Below are 13,420 nucleotides of genomic sequence, written 5' to 3'. Positions count from 1 at the left end.
CCATGATCACTTTATTGACAGGCCTGTTACCGGCGCCTTTTTTCAACTAGACAGCCACCCCTTACTTTCCTGTCCACAGCGCGTCTCATCATCTCACCTATCAAGCTCGTACCAGCTGATACGTTTAGTAGCTAGGGTTGATTCGTCGGTTTAAAAACGCCCTGTTAACATGAGTGTTAAGGCAACCTTAACAAACAAGACATTTCGAAAGGAAAGACAGGGGTGCGGGTGCACGAGCGACATCGACAACATCTTTGACAGGGCCGCAAGCGGCAAGTCGCTTGTCAAGAGCAGGCAGGCACTCACTATAGACTACGTGCCTGACAGACTTCCGTTCAGGGACGAAGAAGCGCGGGGCCTTGCAGAAACGCTGTCAACTGTCCTGAAAAAAGAGCCGGGGCGCCCGTCGAATTTGCTTTTGTTCGGCAAACCGGGGACAGGTAAGACGGCGGTGGTAAAGTCAGTCGTTGACAGGCTGATAAAAAAAGCCGGCGAGCTTGGCGTCGAAATAACGGTGCCCGTCATAAACGCGAAACTTGCCAACAGCGCCTACAAGATCCTCTACGAAATCGCAGAGAACCTCGGAATAAACAGGCAGGAAAAGAAAGTGCACTTTACCGGGCTTTCCATGGGCGAGGCCACCGACAGGATCCTGCAGTTCATCCAGAAAAACAAGATGCACGTGATTCTGGTGATAGATGAGATTGACTCGCTTGTAGACAAGAACGGCGACGACGTGCTCTACTCGTTCACGAGGGCAAACGAGCGCATGGCCAAAGGAGGGTTCATCACTCTAATCGGCATATCCAACAGCCTCACGTTCAAGGACAAGCTCGACCCGCGCGTCAGGAGCAGCCTGTCTGAAGAGGAGATGGTGTTCAATTCCTACTCTGTCGAGCAGCTCAGGCAGATACTTGCAGAGCGCATCAAGATAGCGTTCAACGAAGGCGCAGTAACCGACGCCGCCACCAACCTGTGCGCGGCGCTTGCAGGCAGGGAGCACGGCGACGCCAGGATGGCCATCAACCTTCTGCGCGTTGCAGCAGAGCTTGCCGAGCGGGCGCACGCGGCCAAGGTGGAAGAAAAGCACGTGCGCGCCGCGCAGGAAAAGATAGAGAAGGACGAAAACCTTGATTTCATCCAGAACGCGACGCTGCACGAAAAGCTGGTTCTGGTGGCGATAACAAGATCAAAGAACGGCAACACCGGCGAGGTATACGAAATCTACTCGTCGCTATGCAGGCAGGCCGACCACGACCCTCTCACACAGCGCAGGATGACCCAGATAATAAGCAGGATGGACCAGCTCGGCCTGATATCGACTGACATCATAAACCAGGGGCGGTACGGCCGGTCGCAAAAGATCAAGGCAACGGTCCCGCTTGCGACCATAAAGGCCGCGCTCAAGGACGACCCGGTGCTTTCAGAATTTATTGATTGAAGTCCTTTTTGAACGGCTGCATCGTAGCTAAATTGACGACGATAGCGATGCCGGGCGACGGCGTGATGCCCATCGTCTGCTGGAATTTTGTCTGCGCCTGCCACGCGCCGGAATTCACAACAAGCGTCCCGCGGTAGCTGTCAACGTCGGTCACGTGGACGTGCCCCGAATGCAGTATGTCCGGGATCTCTGTCATCACCATCATGTCCTCGGCCTCGGGCGCGATGGGCGTGCGCTCGCCGTAGGTGGGCGAGAGGTGCCTCGCCTTCAGCAACACTTTCATCGCCTCTGCAGGCCGCTGGTAGCTGAGGCCTGGCGTCGTCGCTATCACGTCGTCGAGGCTCTGCCCGTGGAACATGAGGACCTTGACGCCGTTGAGGCTTACCATCGCCGGGTTGCCGAGGACCTCGCAGTTCTCAAGGCCGTACAGCCCGCCCGACGTGGCCTGCGGGAATCCCGGCTGCGGAAGCGCCCGCCGGCCCGGGTCGTGGTTGCCGGGGATTATGAACGTCTTTATTCGCTTTGGGATCTTCGACAGCAACTTCGTGGCGTGGCCCATCTGGCTTGCCGCATCCATCATCAAAAGCTCCTTGTCCTGGTTTGGAAAGATGCCGATGCCGTCTATTACGTCGCCACCGATGCACAGGAAACTTATCTTGCGCACCACGTCGTCGTCAGACGACAGCCAGTCCAAGAATCGCAGAAACTCTTGCTCCATGAAATACTTGCTCCCGACGTGCATGTCGGATATGAGCACCGCGTACGCCTCCGACTTGCTCCTGCTCGGCAGGTGGTCGGGGATGTCCGGCGAAAACACGCTCTTTATGGAAAGCCCGGGCACGCCCTTGGCGTTTTCAAGCTCGAGCATAACGACCTGGTCGAGCGCAAGCGCCGACGCGGCCTTTCTCGCATCTTCTGTCGCTGCAATAACCTGCATCCTGCCGGTATAGTCGTCTATCTCAAGCTCTATGCCGTTCTTCCTCTGCCGCCTCGACATCAAGAGCCCGGCGATAATCTGGGTGCCGGCGTTGCCGAGGCTCCTCTCGCCCTTGACGCTGCCGGAGCGGCCGTTCTGTTTTACAGTCGATATCTTGGCTATCCTCCTGCTGTCAGGCCTCTGCGCCAGGATGCGCATCGTCTTTTCATAGCGGCTCTTGAACAGTAGCGCATAGCCGTCGACGCCCTCGCCGGTGTTTACCGCCGGCGACGAGTCCATCAGCACCTCCGATTTCTGCTCGGCCGGCGGCGCTTCAGCCGCGCTTTCAGGCGCAATCAATCCTTTCACGTCGTCAACAACAATAACAGGACTGCCGGACTTTTTCTGCCTGATGATGTCCTGCACTGCCTTTAGCAGGTCGCCCTGCAGGCCCTTTAGCATCGCAAAGGCGTCGGGGTGGATCTGGTACCCTTTGCTTGTGGCATACGAAAGGGCACTCTTTATCTCACTTTGCAGTACCAAGAAACCGCGTACCCTTGCGGGCCGGCCCTTAATTGCTTTTCTATAGCGTTTTATCCCGCCTCTGCAAAAGCTATGCCGTGAAAAAGTTCTGCGGGAGATGCAAAAAAGAGCTGCCGCAGGATTCAAAATACCTGCTGTGCGACGAGTGCCACAAAAAAGTCGCGCTTGCAGACGACGACAGGGAGTTTACGGAAAACTCGCGCGTGCACTGGCGCTAGCGCATTTTCCAGACGCCGGCCCACCAGAATGTGAGGAGCCCGAATGCAAAAAGCGAGATGCCGGTCGAAAGGTGCGACGCGACGACGAGCGGCTCTAGTATCGTCAGAACCGTGAGAAGCCCGAGCAACATCTGCAGCGACACCAGACCAGCCGCGATGAGGGCGACCTTCTTGGCCAGCCTTGCCCTCGACGGGACGATGACTGCCGTGGCATAGACCACTGCAGCTGTTATAGCGGCAATCAGCCGGTGGACGTACTCCATCAGATACCGGTCTTCAGGGGGCCCAAAGCCGTTTGGGCACAGCGGCCACTCGGTGCACACTATGCCGTTTTCTGTTATGGGGCCGGAGCTCAGGAAAACCCCGACGAGCATCGTTGAATAGACCAGCCCTATAGAAACAAAGGCAAGAACGACGACCGGCTTTTTCAGCTCCGGTCCGGCTCCCTCTTGCGTCACCGGATTGCGTTTGCCCGGCTCCAATTATTAACCTTGCCAGACCGACTCTAGATAAGTTGACCACGAGATTTAAAGGCGAAAAACGGGAAATTACCCCGTGCGGGCAGTCCTGCTCGTGGACCAGAAGCGCCACACCGCCGAGCTGATGAAGACGTACCTGCGAATCGACGGCTACGCGGTGGACCATACACAGGATCCGAAAGAGGCGCTGGAGCTTGCAGACCAGATCCATTACGGCGTGGTGCTGACCGACCTCGTGATGCCCCGCATGAACGGCCTCGACCTCTACCGGGAGATAACGCAGCACGACGTGCGCGTGCGCTTTGTGTTTCTCATAACGCCTTCCGGCGACGTGCTGCGTTTGCTGGGCTCGCTTGACAGGGACGACGTGATAAGAAAGGAGCCCCTGTCGATAAACGAGGTCATTGCCAAGGTGCGCGCCGCGTTTACGAATAGTCGTTGAATATGCTGTTGAGCTGCGACACAAGCTCGTCGCGCAAGCGTATCACCTTGGCGCGCTTTTCGCCGTCAAGGTCCATCATGAGCAGCGCGTCCAGCCCCTCCACCAGATACCTGATGTTTGTCAGAGTCAGGAGAACCCTTTCCTCTTCTACCTTGCCCGCCATCCCACCTTTATCTACGCAGCGCTCATTATTAATAATCTCTGTTCTGGTTCTGCCAAATTATGGGTATTTGATATCAATAGACTATGGAATCTCTGTTTTAATACTCGTCGCGCTACTCTGATGTGGCATGTCCGACGACACGGGCTACCAGCGCCAGACCATAATCAACCTGCACATATCAGGCATAGACGCCGACACGATAGCGCTGCAGCTCGACATTGCCAAGGAGCAGGTGGACGCCGTCATCTCCGATTACCAGAAAGAGGAGGAAAAGAAGGCAAGGTCCGCCACCGCAGTCACAAGCGCGCCGACGCTCTCGTCGTTTCCACTAGACGGCCTCGTGGACAAGGAAGAGGCGGTCAAGCAGGCACAGGAGCGCGTCTGGAAGGCGCTGAAATTCGAGCCCGAGTTTGACCTGAGCCGCGAGGAGACCCAGGCGATACTTGAAAAGTTTGCAAAGTCCAAGGTCGAGTTTGTCATACTGCACATCGACCTGGTGGGCTCGACAAAGCTGTCGATGACGCTCCCGGCAGACAGGCTTGCGAACATCGTGCAGGCGTTCACGCAAGAGATGTCGATTGTGATAAGGGCGTACGGCGGCTTTATCCTGAAATACGTCGGCGACGCCATCCTGGCGTTCTTTCTTGCCGACTGGGACAACCTGCGCGTGCCCTGCCAGAACGCGGTCGCGTGCGCAAACGCGATGATAAAGGTGATGCAGCAGGGGATAAACCCCATCCTCAACCAGTACGACTACCCCGAGCTGAACGTGCGCGTCGGGATTGACGTCGGCGACAACGTCGTCGTCCAGTACGGCTGGGACACGACAACGCTTGAGGACGGAAGGGTAATCCGCAAGCCCCACCTCGACATACTGGGCTACACGATAAGCGTGACTGCCAAGATGACGACGCTTGCCATGCCAGGGCAGGTGGTCGTGGGCGAATTCGTCTACGAGGCGCTTGCCGACGAGCAGAAGGGGCTCTTCAAGCCTCTTGTCGTCAGCACCGAGGTGTGGGAGTACATGAGCGACTACACGGGCAAGGTCTACCAGCTGTACGGGTCGGTCTAATCTCAACAATCCTCAATAACTATATATCAGAATTTGACTTCAGTTATCCCATTGCACGCGATGGAATACGAGGACTCTTTTGTCAAGATAGCCGGCCTCATAGGCGGTGAGGAGTACGTCAAGGTAGCAAGGGCGCTTCTCAACACCGAGGACGTCACCGACGAGGAGATAGCAAGCGCGACCGGCCTGAAAATAAACATCGTGCGCAAGGTACTGTACGACATGTTTGGAAAGGCGCTGATAACCGGCATCAGGGTAAAAGACGAGAAGAAGGGCTGGTTCGTCTACCGCTGGCGCGCCAAGCAGGACCACGTCGACAACTTTATCGAGAACCAGAAGAAAAAGATCCTCGACCGGCTCTACAAGCGCCTCGAGCACGAGGATTCCACGGAATTCTACCACTGCGGCAACCACGACTGCCCGCGCGTCAAATTCGACGCCGCGGTTGAATTGTTCTTCAAGTGCCCCAACTGCAAGGGGCCGCTCAACATGGTCGACAACAGCAGGGTCAAAGAAGCGCTGCGGTACAAGATAGACCAGATAACGACTGACATCGCAAACGCCAAGGCCGCCGCGGCCGCTGCAAGCGCTGCGGCAGAAGCTGCCGAGCAAGAGCCCGCCAAGAAAGAAAAAAAGGCGGCAAAGGCAAAGCCCAAGCCAAAACCAAAGCCGAAAAAGCAGGTTCCGAAAAAAGAAAAGAAGAAGGAAAAGAAAAAGCACAAGAAAAAGTGATCAGCACAGCATCGATTTTGCTGTCTTGAAGATCCCTGACCACATCTCCCAGGTAAGCCTGCCCGTGTTCGTGTTCTGCCTGCTCGGGTGGTATGAAGCAAGCAGGGTCCTGCCCGCAACGCTAAAGCGCGCGCCGTGAGAAAATGCAAGCCCCTTTGCGCCGGAAGCTTTGCAATAGGCGTCAAACGCTATCTTGCCGAGCGCAAGCACCACCTGCACGTTTCTCAGGATGCCAAGCTCTGCAGACAGGTATCTCGAGCAGTTTGCAAGCTCCTCCGGCAGGGGCTTGTTGTCAGGCGGCGCGCACCTCGCCGCGGCCGTTATGTACGCGTCTCTCAGCACGAGCCCGTCGCCTAGGGCGACGCTTGCCGGCTTGTTTGCAAAGCCGCTTTCGTGCATCGCCCTTGCAAGCCAGTCGCCCGAGCTGTCGCCAGTGAACATCCTCCCGGTCCTGTTGCCGCCGTGCGCAGCAGGAGCAAGGCCCACTATGAGCAGCCGCGCACCCGGGTCGCCCCAGCTTGGCAATGGCCTGCCCCAGTATTTCTCGTCAGCAAAGCGCTTCACCTTCTCCCTGCCCACCTTGCGGATGTATGCTGCAAGCCTCGGGCACTCCTTGCACCTTACAACGCGCCCGTTCAGAAGCTCCAGCTCGTTTTTGCGCACGGGCAGTAGCTGGGCTGGCACCCAGAATAATCTTTTTATCACCCGTCGAATCGTTCGTTCTACGTTTGTCAGGTCCTGATAACGGCATTCCAAGGGACGAGCTGACCTGGATAGCGGGCTCGGTAGTCCTGAGCGACAACCCACCTCTTCAGCTGAAATACTGGCGCAAAAAATTCGGAGTCAAGCAGGCCGATTTGGCAAAGAAGATGGCGATAACGCCGTCAGTCCTGAGCGACTACGAGAAGGGCCGCAGGCCGTCGCCTGGCGCAAACTTCATCAAGCGCTACCTGCAGTCGCTGTATGACCTTGCACAGGCAAACGCAAAGAGCGAGCAAGCAGGGGCCGTGATGCCGCCGATTGCGCCTGACGTAACTATAAATCAGTCGTAGGCACCAGTTTTTCCATGCCTCTCATCACCGTGTCAATGTACCCCGGCAGGACGCAGCAGCAGAAAGACGATTTTGCAAAGGCAGTCACGGACGCGGCTGTCAGCATACTAAAGACAAAACCAGAGCACGTCATCCTCGTGTTCGACGAGAACCCCAAGGAAAACTGGTTCCAGGCAGGCAAGCAGCTTTAATATCTGTGCCAGCGCGACCCGTCTTTGTTGGCATCCGTGGCTGTAGTGCAGATGAGGTCGTCGGAGGACAAGCAGGAGAACCTGAAAAAATCTATCGGCTACATCGCTGAAGCTTCTGCAAAGAAGGCCGGCCTCGTGTGCTTTCCCGAGTTCCAGATGGCCTTTTCGCCGAAAACCCAGTCACCGGCAGAGCTGTCAAAAATTGCAGAGACTGTGCAGGGCGGCTTTGTGTCAACGCTGCGCTCGGCTGCCCGGAAAAACAGGATTGGAGTCGTCGCAACCATCTATGAAAAAAGCAAGACGACAAGCCGCGTGTTTGACACGGCAGTGGTCATATCACCAGCCGGCGCAATTACGTCGGTGTACCGCAAGCTGCACCTGTACGACGCGCTTGGGTTCAAGGAATCAAAAAAACTGGTCGCAGGTAAAAAGATAGAGAAGCCGGCGAAAACTTCTGCCGGCAAGATTGGCGTCATGATATGCTACGACCTCAGGTTTCCAGAGCTCTCGAGGCTCCTCACTGTAAGCGGCGCAGACATACTCGTCGCGCCCTCGGCGTGGGTTGCAGGCCCCATGAAGGAGGAGCACTGGCAGACGATGCTAAAAGCCAGGGCGATAGAGAATGGCTCGTACGTCGTCGCGCCCGACCAGGTGGGCAACATATACTCCGGGCGCAGCATGGTCGTCGACCCGTTTGGTGCGGTGTTGCTTGACATGGGGCAGGGCGAGGGTATGGAGGTGGTGGAGCTTGACATGAACAAGGTAAAAGAGGTCAGGCAGTCATTGCCTCTGCTCAAGAACCGCCGGACAGACATTTACCGGCTTTCGGTGCGCTAGGCAGTCAGCGCCAGATAATGGTCGTTGTGGCTGGTGCGCCAGCCTATCCTGCATTCGTGCTTGTCAAGCGGGCAGGAGAACCGCTCGCTGCAGTATTCGCACATGTGAGAGTGGTCGCTCTCGTATATCACTGGAGAAAAATTCGCGCCTTTTCTTATCAAGCTAATGCAATAGAATTAGAGAGGAATTTTCTACTTGTGCGGGCACTGCACATTGGTGCAGATCTGCCACGGCTTGGCCCTTCGCGCAAAAATAACCCTGACAATCGGCCAGCCGCATTTGCAAGCTTTTGCGACCCTGATAATCCCCTTCTGCGGCAGGGGCGCTGACGCCCTGCAGCCGTGCGCATAGTTTGAGCAGCCGATAAACCGCTTGCCCGATTTTTTCGACCTTATCACGCGCAGGCTGCCTGTCTTGCAGACCGGGCATGCGCCGAGCACATTGTCGGGCTTTGAAGCCGCGCCTATCTCTAGGCCGATTTCCTGTGCGCCCTGCCTGAACGCCTCAAGTGACCCGACAAGCCTGTCGACTGCATATTCGATAACGGCGACGGACTCGGCTCCCTGCTCCACCTTTTCCAGCTGCTCCTCCATCTCTCTTGTCAGGTCCGTCGAGACGATGTCGGGCACGTGCGCCCTCATCGACTCTACCACTGCAAAGCCGAGGTCCGTGACTTCGATGCCTCCGCGCTTTTGCTCCAGGTACTTTCTCTTGAAAAGCGTCGCGATTATGTCGGCCCTCGTTGCCTTTGTGCCTATCTTTTCCAGCTCCATTTTTGCGAGCAGGCTTGACTGGCTGTAGCGCGGTGGCGGCTGCGTGAATTTTTCTTCCATTGCTACCTGCCTGTTCTGCAGCGCGTCGCCGGCTGCAAGCTCGGGCAGCGCTGCCTGCTCGATCCTTGCATACGGCTTGTAAAATGCAGTCCAGCCTTCGTACAGCATCACGTTCCCTTCGGCGACAAACAAATGCCCGTGCACGTCGATTGCGACGTCGGTCCTCTCTGTCACCGCCGCGTCGCCAAACGTCGCAAGGAACCTCTTCACAATCAGGTCGTATATCTTGAATTCAAGACCAGACAGCTTGCCAAACATGCCCGTGGGATAGATTGCCGGGTGCGCGGGGTCTGTCATCGGGCCCTCATGCGGTACAAGCCTGCTTTTTGACAGCAGCAAACTTGCAGAGCTGTAGAGCGACGAGCGCGCAAGCCCCGAGAGGATCTTGCGGTAGTTTATCGACGGCGGCAGCTTTTGGCTCGACGTCCTCGGGTACGAGATGAGGGCCCTCAGGTACAGCTTCTCGGCTATGGCAAGGGTGTAGCCGGGCGAGACCCTGAACAGCCTGTACGCCTCGCGCTGCAGGTCGCCGGTGTTAAACGGCGCCGGCGGCCTGAGCGGGATTTTTTTCCTGTCGACAGCTTTTACTGTGCCGTCCTTTCCCGTGCACGCGCCGACAACGGCCTGAGACTCTGCAAGCTTCTCTATTTTTGGCTTTTCATAGCGCGCACTGAAAACCTGCCCGTCCTTTTCAAAATCCGCCGTCACGACCCAGTACGGGTCGGGGACAAAGAGCCGGATCTCCTGCTCCCTGTCTGCCGCAAACGCAAGCGTCGGACCCTGCACCCTGCCTATCGATAAATTGCGATACCCTTTGTTGCCGGCCTTGAACGACTGCGCAAGCGCCCGCGAAAGGTTCACGCCGTAGATAAAGTCAAGCAGGTGGCGCGACCTCCCGGCCTCTGCAAGGCCTGCGCCGGGCTCCTGCAGGCTTGCAAACGACCCTCTTATCTCCTCGTCGGTGAGAGTCGAGAATTTTGCCCTTTTTGACTTGCTGTAGGCGCCGGCGCACGCATACTGCAGAATGCTGTGCCCTATCACCTCGCCTTCCTGGTCATAGTCGCACGCGTGCACAAAGCTGTCCGCGTCCTTTGCCAGTCTGGAAATAACGTTTATCACCCTAGACTTGCCCTCGATGGACGCCCACTCTAGGTCAAGAACAGGATAGACGCTCCTGTTCTTTGTGCCGTCGGAAATGCCGTACAGATGACCAATGGCGGAGCAGACCTTGTAGTGTTTGTCTTGAAAGTCGACATCAAACACGCTCACGCCGGCAACCCTGGTTTCTCTTGCGTCGCCGAGCGCCTTTGCAATCCTGCGCGCCGCGTTCGGCTTTTCGCAAACGACCAGCGTGTACAACAAAAGCAATTGCATGCACGCGGTATTAAGATTAAACGTTGATGCTGATCTCTACACAGAGAGAGTTTAGAAGCTATTTATAGTGCAAAACGAGTAGTTTCCCGTACATGACCAACAAAGTCTGCGTCCTTGGGGCCGGCAGCACGAAATACGGCAAGCTCAACGAGAGCATCATCGAGATCGCGCTCGGCGCTGCAAAGGACGCCATCGAGTCAGCAGGCATAACCCCGAAGGAGATCCAGGCAGGATACATTTCAAACGTTTTCGGCGTGGCCGACAAGCAGGTGCACATGGCGCCTGTCATCATGAGCAACCTCGGCATATCGCACGTGCCGGGCCTCACCATCGAGTCTGCATGCGGCTCGGGCTCTGTCATGTTCAGGGAAGCCTACGCCAATGTCGCGGCCGGCTTTTACGACTGCGTGCTTGCGCTCGGAGTCGAGAAGGTGACGCACACGGGCACCGCGCACAGCACAACTTTGTTCTCGTACTGCTCTGACTTTTTCTACGAGGGCGGAAACGGCGCCTCGTTCCCCGGGCTCTTTGCGTCGATGGCCCGGGCGTACATGACCACGCACAAGGCGACAGAAGAGGACCTTGCGCACGTGGCCGTCAAGAACCACGACAATGGCATCTTGAACCCGAAGGCGCACGTGAGGAAAAAGATCACAGTAGATGATGTATTGAAGTCGCCGGTCGTGGCGTCGCCTCTGAAACTGCTGGACTGCTGCCCGTTCTCAGACGGCGCGTCTGCAGTTATACTCTGCTCGGAAGACTTTGCAAGGAAATCAGGCAAGCCCTACATGGAAATCATTGGCTCTGGCCGCGGCGCGTCGCCGGCAGCCGTCCAGGCACGCGAGGACATCACGACCATCCCAAGTACTGTAGCTGCAGCAAGGCAGGCCTACAAGATGGCCGGCATCACCTCAAAGGATATCGACTTTGCAGAGGTGCATGACTGCTTTACGATTGCAGAGATAATCGACATCGAGGACCTGGGCTTCTTCCCCAAGGGCAAGGCCGCGCACGCAGTCAGGGACGGCGCGACGAGGCTTACAGGCGAGATCCCGGTAAACCCGTCCGGCGGATTAAAGTCAAAGGGCCACCCCATAGGGGCGACGGGCGTGGGCCAGGTCGTTGAAGTATTCGATCAGTTCACCGGCAAGGCCGGCGAGCGCACAGTCAAAAACGCCGAGATAGCGCTGACGCACAACTTTGGCGCGACCGGCGCAAGTGCTGCTGTGCACATCTTCAAGAAGGTAGACAGGAGGTGACCGTCGTGGAAGTCAAGCACGGGACGCACGAGAGGTTCATCGAGGCGGCAAGCAGGAAAAAGATACTGGCGCACAAGTGCAGCAAGTGCGGCCACCTTATGCTGGAGACCGTCATGTTCTGCGAAAAGTGCTCTGCAGGCAAGTTTGAAGACGTCGAGCTTGAAGGCGCAGGCACCGTGGTAACGTACACTATCCAGGCAGTGGCGCCTGAAGGTTTCGAGGACGCCGGCTCGTATGCGTGGGTGGTGTTCAAGGTAAACAACACAAGCGTGCGCGCTTCGGGATTTCTGCCCGGCGTAAAGACGCCGGCAGAGCTTCCTGTGGGCGCTGCGGTGCGCGTCAAGGGCTTTGACGCAAAGCACGGACTCTTGCTGGAAAAGGCGTAGCTACCCTACAACCACAAATTCCTTTTGCACTGTGAGGTGTTCGTTCTTTGCCACTACTGCATACGTACCGGTCTGGTTCATGACAAGCGGGTCTATGTCCCTTGAATGCCAGGTAATCTCAAAGTCCGCATAATTTGTCACGATTGGGCAGAACAATAGGAAACTTGCCTGCGTGCCATTGAATTCCCACACCACACCGCCGCGTTCCAGATCTTTGATCATGATCATTTCCGGGTACGCGCAGCCTCCTCCTTTTTGTGCGACTGCAAAATCAAGCTTCTCTCCAACACTATACACCTCTTTTAACCCGTCTATTCTAATCTGCAACAACGGCAAATAGTCGTCCAAGTCGGGGAATGCCCAAGACGTTGCAAGTATCGGATGAGGTGGTATCCTAACAACGGCAAAAATAATCAGGAACGCAATCCCGACAACAAAACCCGCGGCTACGGCGCCGGCAGTCATCGCCGGCATTTTGTGAAGCCGGCTTTAGAGCATTGCGGAAGAAAAGTCTAGTTTATTCATTTCAATTGTAAAAAAACATCAAGGAGACTTTTCTTATTTCAGCTCCTTTACATAAGTTTCATACATGATGACAGCTGACGTCGTCTGCGGCAAGTGCGGCTCCGTTATCTACACCATGCGCATGCTAAAATCGGTGAAGGACGCGCTGCGCGCGACTAACAACCGCTGCCCCGTATGCGGCGCCGCTCTCAATCCTTCCGAATTTACGGTGACTGCGACAAAGAGGTAAGTAGATCAGCTTTTCGCTAGCTGTTTGTAGACAAGCTTCAACACCAGCCCTTAACCAAATATGCGGCGCCAGCAGCCAGAGGCCGATGGTCGAGCGCCAACACCTAGTGAACCAGATAAACAACGCCACTTCGGTTGTGTACAGCCAGCTCTCGAGGCTCAAGGCACTTGACAGCAGGTTCGCCTCGATGGAGTCGTACTACCTCGACCAGCTGACCGCCAGCATCAAGACGGGCAACAACGGCAGGGCGAGGATCCTGGCAAACGAGCTTGCAAACCTCAAGAAGGTGCGCAGGACCACGCAGCACACGGGGATGGCGCTTGAGGCGCTGGTGATAAGGTTCAGCACCCTCAACGAGTTTGCGATGATACTTGACACCATCGACCCGACTGTCGAGATGATAAAGGGCATACACGCAGACCTCACCAAGGCTATGCCACAGGCAGGCCAGGCGCTCTCGGAGGTGTCATCAGTCACGACGGACGTGCTCACAAGCGCCAACATGCGCTCTGACGTGGGCCGGATATCGACGCCTATGGACCAGGACGCCTACGACATCCTGAACCAGATAGAGGGCGCGCTGGAGAGCGAGGCAAAAGCGAAACTGCCCGAGATCCCGGCAAACATGCCCGTGCACGAGAAGGAAGAAGAGAAGCAGGCCGTGATGGTCGAAGGCTGAAAAGCTTGACTTTTCGGTCAAATTTGCCCACGTAGGGCCGGCATCACTG

18 protein-coding genes and 1 pseudogene are annotated in these 13,420 nt (G+C 56.5%); 12 read left to right on the top strand and 7 right to left on the bottom strand.

Annotated features, from left to right (window positions below; all coding sequences use genetic code 11):
- The first annotated feature begins 169 nt into the window (after positions 1-169).
- Positions 170-1,441: an AAA family ATPase gene (locus tag HXY31_RS02745; protein ID WP_292639373.1), complete on the top strand. Its 1,272-nt coding sequence runs from the start codon at positions 170-172 to the stop codon at positions 1,439-1,441.
- Here the strand turns inward: HXY31_RS02745 and HXY31_RS02740 are convergent.
- Positions 1,431-2,900, bottom strand: a complete 1,470-nt coding sequence (locus HXY31_RS02740) for a DNA-directed DNA polymerase II small subunit (RefSeq protein ID WP_292639371.1) — start codon at positions 2,898-2,900, stop codon at positions 1,431-1,433. The two genes, HXY31_RS02745 and HXY31_RS02740, sit on opposite strands and share 11 nt — an antisense overlap.
- 77 nt (positions 2,901-2,977) lie before the next feature.
- Between HXY31_RS02740 and HXY31_RS02735 the strand changes: the two genes are divergently transcribed.
- Entirely contained in the window at positions 2,978-3,118 is a 141-nt protein-coding gene (locus tag HXY31_RS02735; RefSeq protein WP_292639369.1) for a hypothetical protein, read from the top strand.
- On the opposite strand, the gene HXY31_RS02730 is transcribed toward HXY31_RS02735, so the two are convergent.
- Positions 3,115-3,576, bottom strand: coding sequence for a COX15/CtaA family protein (locus tag HXY31_RS02730; RefSeq protein ID WP_292639367.1), 462 nt, complete (start codon positions 3,574-3,576; stop codon positions 3,115-3,117). The genes HXY31_RS02735 and HXY31_RS02730 overlap by 4 nt on opposite strands.
- 97 nt (positions 3,577-3,673) lie before the next feature.
- On the opposite strand from HXY31_RS02730, the gene HXY31_RS02725 reads away from it, so the two are divergent.
- The gene (locus HXY31_RS02725) at positions 3,674-4,039 is read left to right on the top strand and encodes a response regulator (protein ID WP_292639365.1); all 366 of its coding nucleotides are present in this window, start codon (positions 3,674-3,676) and stop codon (positions 4,037-4,039) included.
- Here the strand turns inward: HXY31_RS02725 and HXY31_RS02720 are convergent.
- On the bottom strand, positions 4,023-4,202 hold the full coding sequence (locus tag HXY31_RS02720; RefSeq protein ID WP_292639363.1) for a hypothetical protein: 180 nt from the start codon (positions 4,200-4,202) through the stop codon (positions 4,023-4,025). The genes HXY31_RS02725 and HXY31_RS02720 overlap by 17 nt on opposite strands.
- A 127-nt stretch (positions 4,203-4,329) precedes the next feature.
- On the opposite strand from HXY31_RS02720, the gene HXY31_RS02715 reads away from it, so the two are divergent.
- Positions 4,330-5,274 carry an adenylate/guanylate cyclase domain-containing protein gene (locus tag HXY31_RS02715; RefSeq protein WP_292639361.1) on the top strand — a complete coding sequence of 315 codons (945 nt, stop codon included), beginning with the start codon at positions 4,330-4,332 and terminating at the stop codon, positions 5,272-5,274.
- A gap of 60 nt (positions 5,275-5,334) precedes the next feature.
- Positions 5,335-5,829 (top strand): annotated as a pseudogene (locus tag HXY31_RS02710) (transcription factor); the annotation flags it as partial.
- A 177-nt stretch (positions 5,830-6,006) separates the two neighbouring features.
- On the opposite strand, the gene HXY31_RS02705 reads toward HXY31_RS02710, so the two are convergent.
- The gene (locus HXY31_RS02705) at positions 6,007-6,690 is read right to left on the bottom strand and encodes a uracil-DNA glycosylase (RefSeq protein ID WP_292639360.1); all 684 of its coding nucleotides are present in this window, start codon (positions 6,688-6,690) and stop codon (positions 6,007-6,009) included.
- Positions 6,691-6,734: 44 nt separating this feature from the next.
- Between HXY31_RS02705 and HXY31_RS02700 the strand changes: the two genes are divergently transcribed.
- Genes HXY31_RS02700 through HXY31_RS02690 form a run of 3 tightly spaced genes read left to right on the top strand, consistent with a single transcriptional unit; the run spans position 6,735 to position 8,086 of the window.
- On the top strand, positions 6,735-7,058 hold the full coding sequence (locus HXY31_RS02700; RefSeq protein ID WP_292639358.1) for a helix-turn-helix domain-containing protein: 324 nt from the start codon (positions 6,735-6,737) through the stop codon (positions 7,056-7,058).
- Between the two features lie 14 nt (positions 7,059-7,072).
- Complete coding sequence (locus HXY31_RS02695; RefSeq protein WP_292639356.1) at positions 7,073-7,249, top strand: tautomerase family protein; 177 nt, start codon at positions 7,073-7,075, stop codon at positions 7,247-7,249.
- 27 nt (positions 7,250-7,276) lie between these two features.
- Positions 7,277-8,086: a carbon-nitrogen hydrolase family protein gene (locus HXY31_RS02690; RefSeq protein ID WP_366933062.1), complete on the top strand. Its 810-nt coding sequence runs from the start codon at positions 7,277-7,279 to the stop codon at positions 8,084-8,086.
- Here HXY31_RS02690 and HXY31_RS02685 read toward each other — a convergent pair.
- A complete protein-coding gene (locus HXY31_RS02685) occupies positions 8,083-8,217 on the bottom strand; it encodes a hypothetical protein (protein ID WP_292639355.1) in 135 nt (44 codons plus the stop codon). The two genes, HXY31_RS02690 and HXY31_RS02685, sit on opposite strands and share 4 nt — an antisense overlap.
- Positions 8,218-8,277: 60 nt before the next feature.
- On the bottom strand, positions 8,278-10,278 hold the full coding sequence (gene topA / locus HXY31_RS02680; RefSeq protein ID WP_292639353.1) for a DNA topoisomerase I: 2,001 nt from the start codon (positions 10,276-10,278) through the stop codon (positions 8,278-8,280).
- Positions 10,279-10,385: 107 nt separating this feature from the next.
- Between topA and HXY31_RS02675 the strand changes: the two genes are divergently transcribed.
- Both HXY31_RS02675 and HXY31_RS02670 read left to right on the top strand, forming a co-directional pair.
- Positions 10,386-11,552, top strand: coding sequence for a thiolase domain-containing protein (locus tag HXY31_RS02675; RefSeq protein ID WP_292639350.1), 1,167 nt, complete (start codon positions 10,386-10,388; stop codon positions 11,550-11,552).
- Between the two features lie 5 nt (positions 11,553-11,557).
- On the top strand, positions 11,558-11,938 hold the full coding sequence (locus tag HXY31_RS02670) for an OB-fold domain-containing protein (protein WP_292639348.1): 381 nt from the start codon (positions 11,558-11,560) through the stop codon (positions 11,936-11,938).
- On the opposite strand, the gene HXY31_RS02665 is transcribed toward HXY31_RS02670, so the two are convergent.
- The gene (locus HXY31_RS02665; RefSeq protein ID WP_292639346.1) at positions 11,939-12,403 is read right to left on the bottom strand and encodes a hypothetical protein; all 465 of its coding nucleotides are present in this window, start codon (positions 12,401-12,403) and stop codon (positions 11,939-11,941) included. It abuts the gene before it with no gap.
- Between the two features lie 124 nt (positions 12,404-12,527).
- Between HXY31_RS02665 and HXY31_RS02660 the strand changes: the two genes are divergently transcribed.
- Both HXY31_RS02660 and HXY31_RS02655 read left to right on the top strand, forming a co-directional pair.
- Positions 12,528-12,692 (top strand): hypothetical protein, encoded by a 165-nt coding sequence (locus HXY31_RS02660; RefSeq protein ID WP_292639344.1) that lies wholly within the window; start codon positions 12,528-12,530, stop codon positions 12,690-12,692.
- An 85-nt stretch (positions 12,693-12,777) separates the two neighbouring features.
- The gene (locus HXY31_RS02655; protein ID WP_292639342.1) at positions 12,778-13,371 is read left to right on the top strand and encodes a hypothetical protein; all 594 of its coding nucleotides are present in this window, start codon (positions 12,778-12,780) and stop codon (positions 13,369-13,371) included.
- Positions 13,372-13,420: the final 49 nt, after the last annotated feature.

This window comes from Nitrososphaera sp., assembly GCF_013388945.1.
In the GTDB taxonomy this organism is placed as follows: Archaea; Thermoproteota; Nitrososphaeria; order Nitrososphaerales; family Nitrososphaeraceae; genus Nitrososphaera.
The sequence above is the reverse complement of the archived record's forward strand: the minus strand, read 5'-3'. Positions and strand labels throughout refer to the sequence as shown.

Bases quoted from the DNA above. Each gene is read 5' to 3' on its own strand.
- HXY31_RS02660 (WP_292639344.1), top strand. From the start codon at position 12,528: ATGATGACAGCTGACGTCGTCTGCGGCAAGTGCGGCTCCGTTATCTAC.
- HXY31_RS02675 (WP_292639350.1), top strand. From the start codon at position 10,386: ATGACCAACAAAGTCTGCGTCCTTGGGGCCGGCAGCACGAAATACGGC.
- HXY31_RS02655 (WP_292639342.1), top strand. From the start codon at position 12,778: ATGGTCGAGCGCCAACACCTAGTGAACCAGATAAACAACGCCACTTCG.
- HXY31_RS02665 (WP_292639346.1), bottom strand. From the start codon at position 12,403: ATGACTGCCGGCGCCGTAGCCGCGGGTTTTGTTGTCGGGATTGCGTTC.
- HXY31_RS02720 (WP_292639363.1), bottom strand. From the start codon at position 4,202: ATGGCGGGCAAGGTAGAAGAGGAAAGGGTTCTCCTGACTCTGACAAAC.
- HXY31_RS02715 (WP_292639361.1), top strand. From the start codon at position 4,330: ATGTCCGACGACACGGGCTACCAGCGCCAGACCATAATCAACCTGCAC.
- HXY31_RS02745 (WP_292639373.1), top strand. From the start codon at position 170: ATGAGTGTTAAGGCAACCTTAACAAACAAGACATTTCGAAAGGAAAGA.
- HXY31_RS02695 (WP_292639356.1), top strand. From the start codon at position 7,073: ATGCCTCTCATCACCGTGTCAATGTACCCCGGCAGGACGCAGCAGCAG.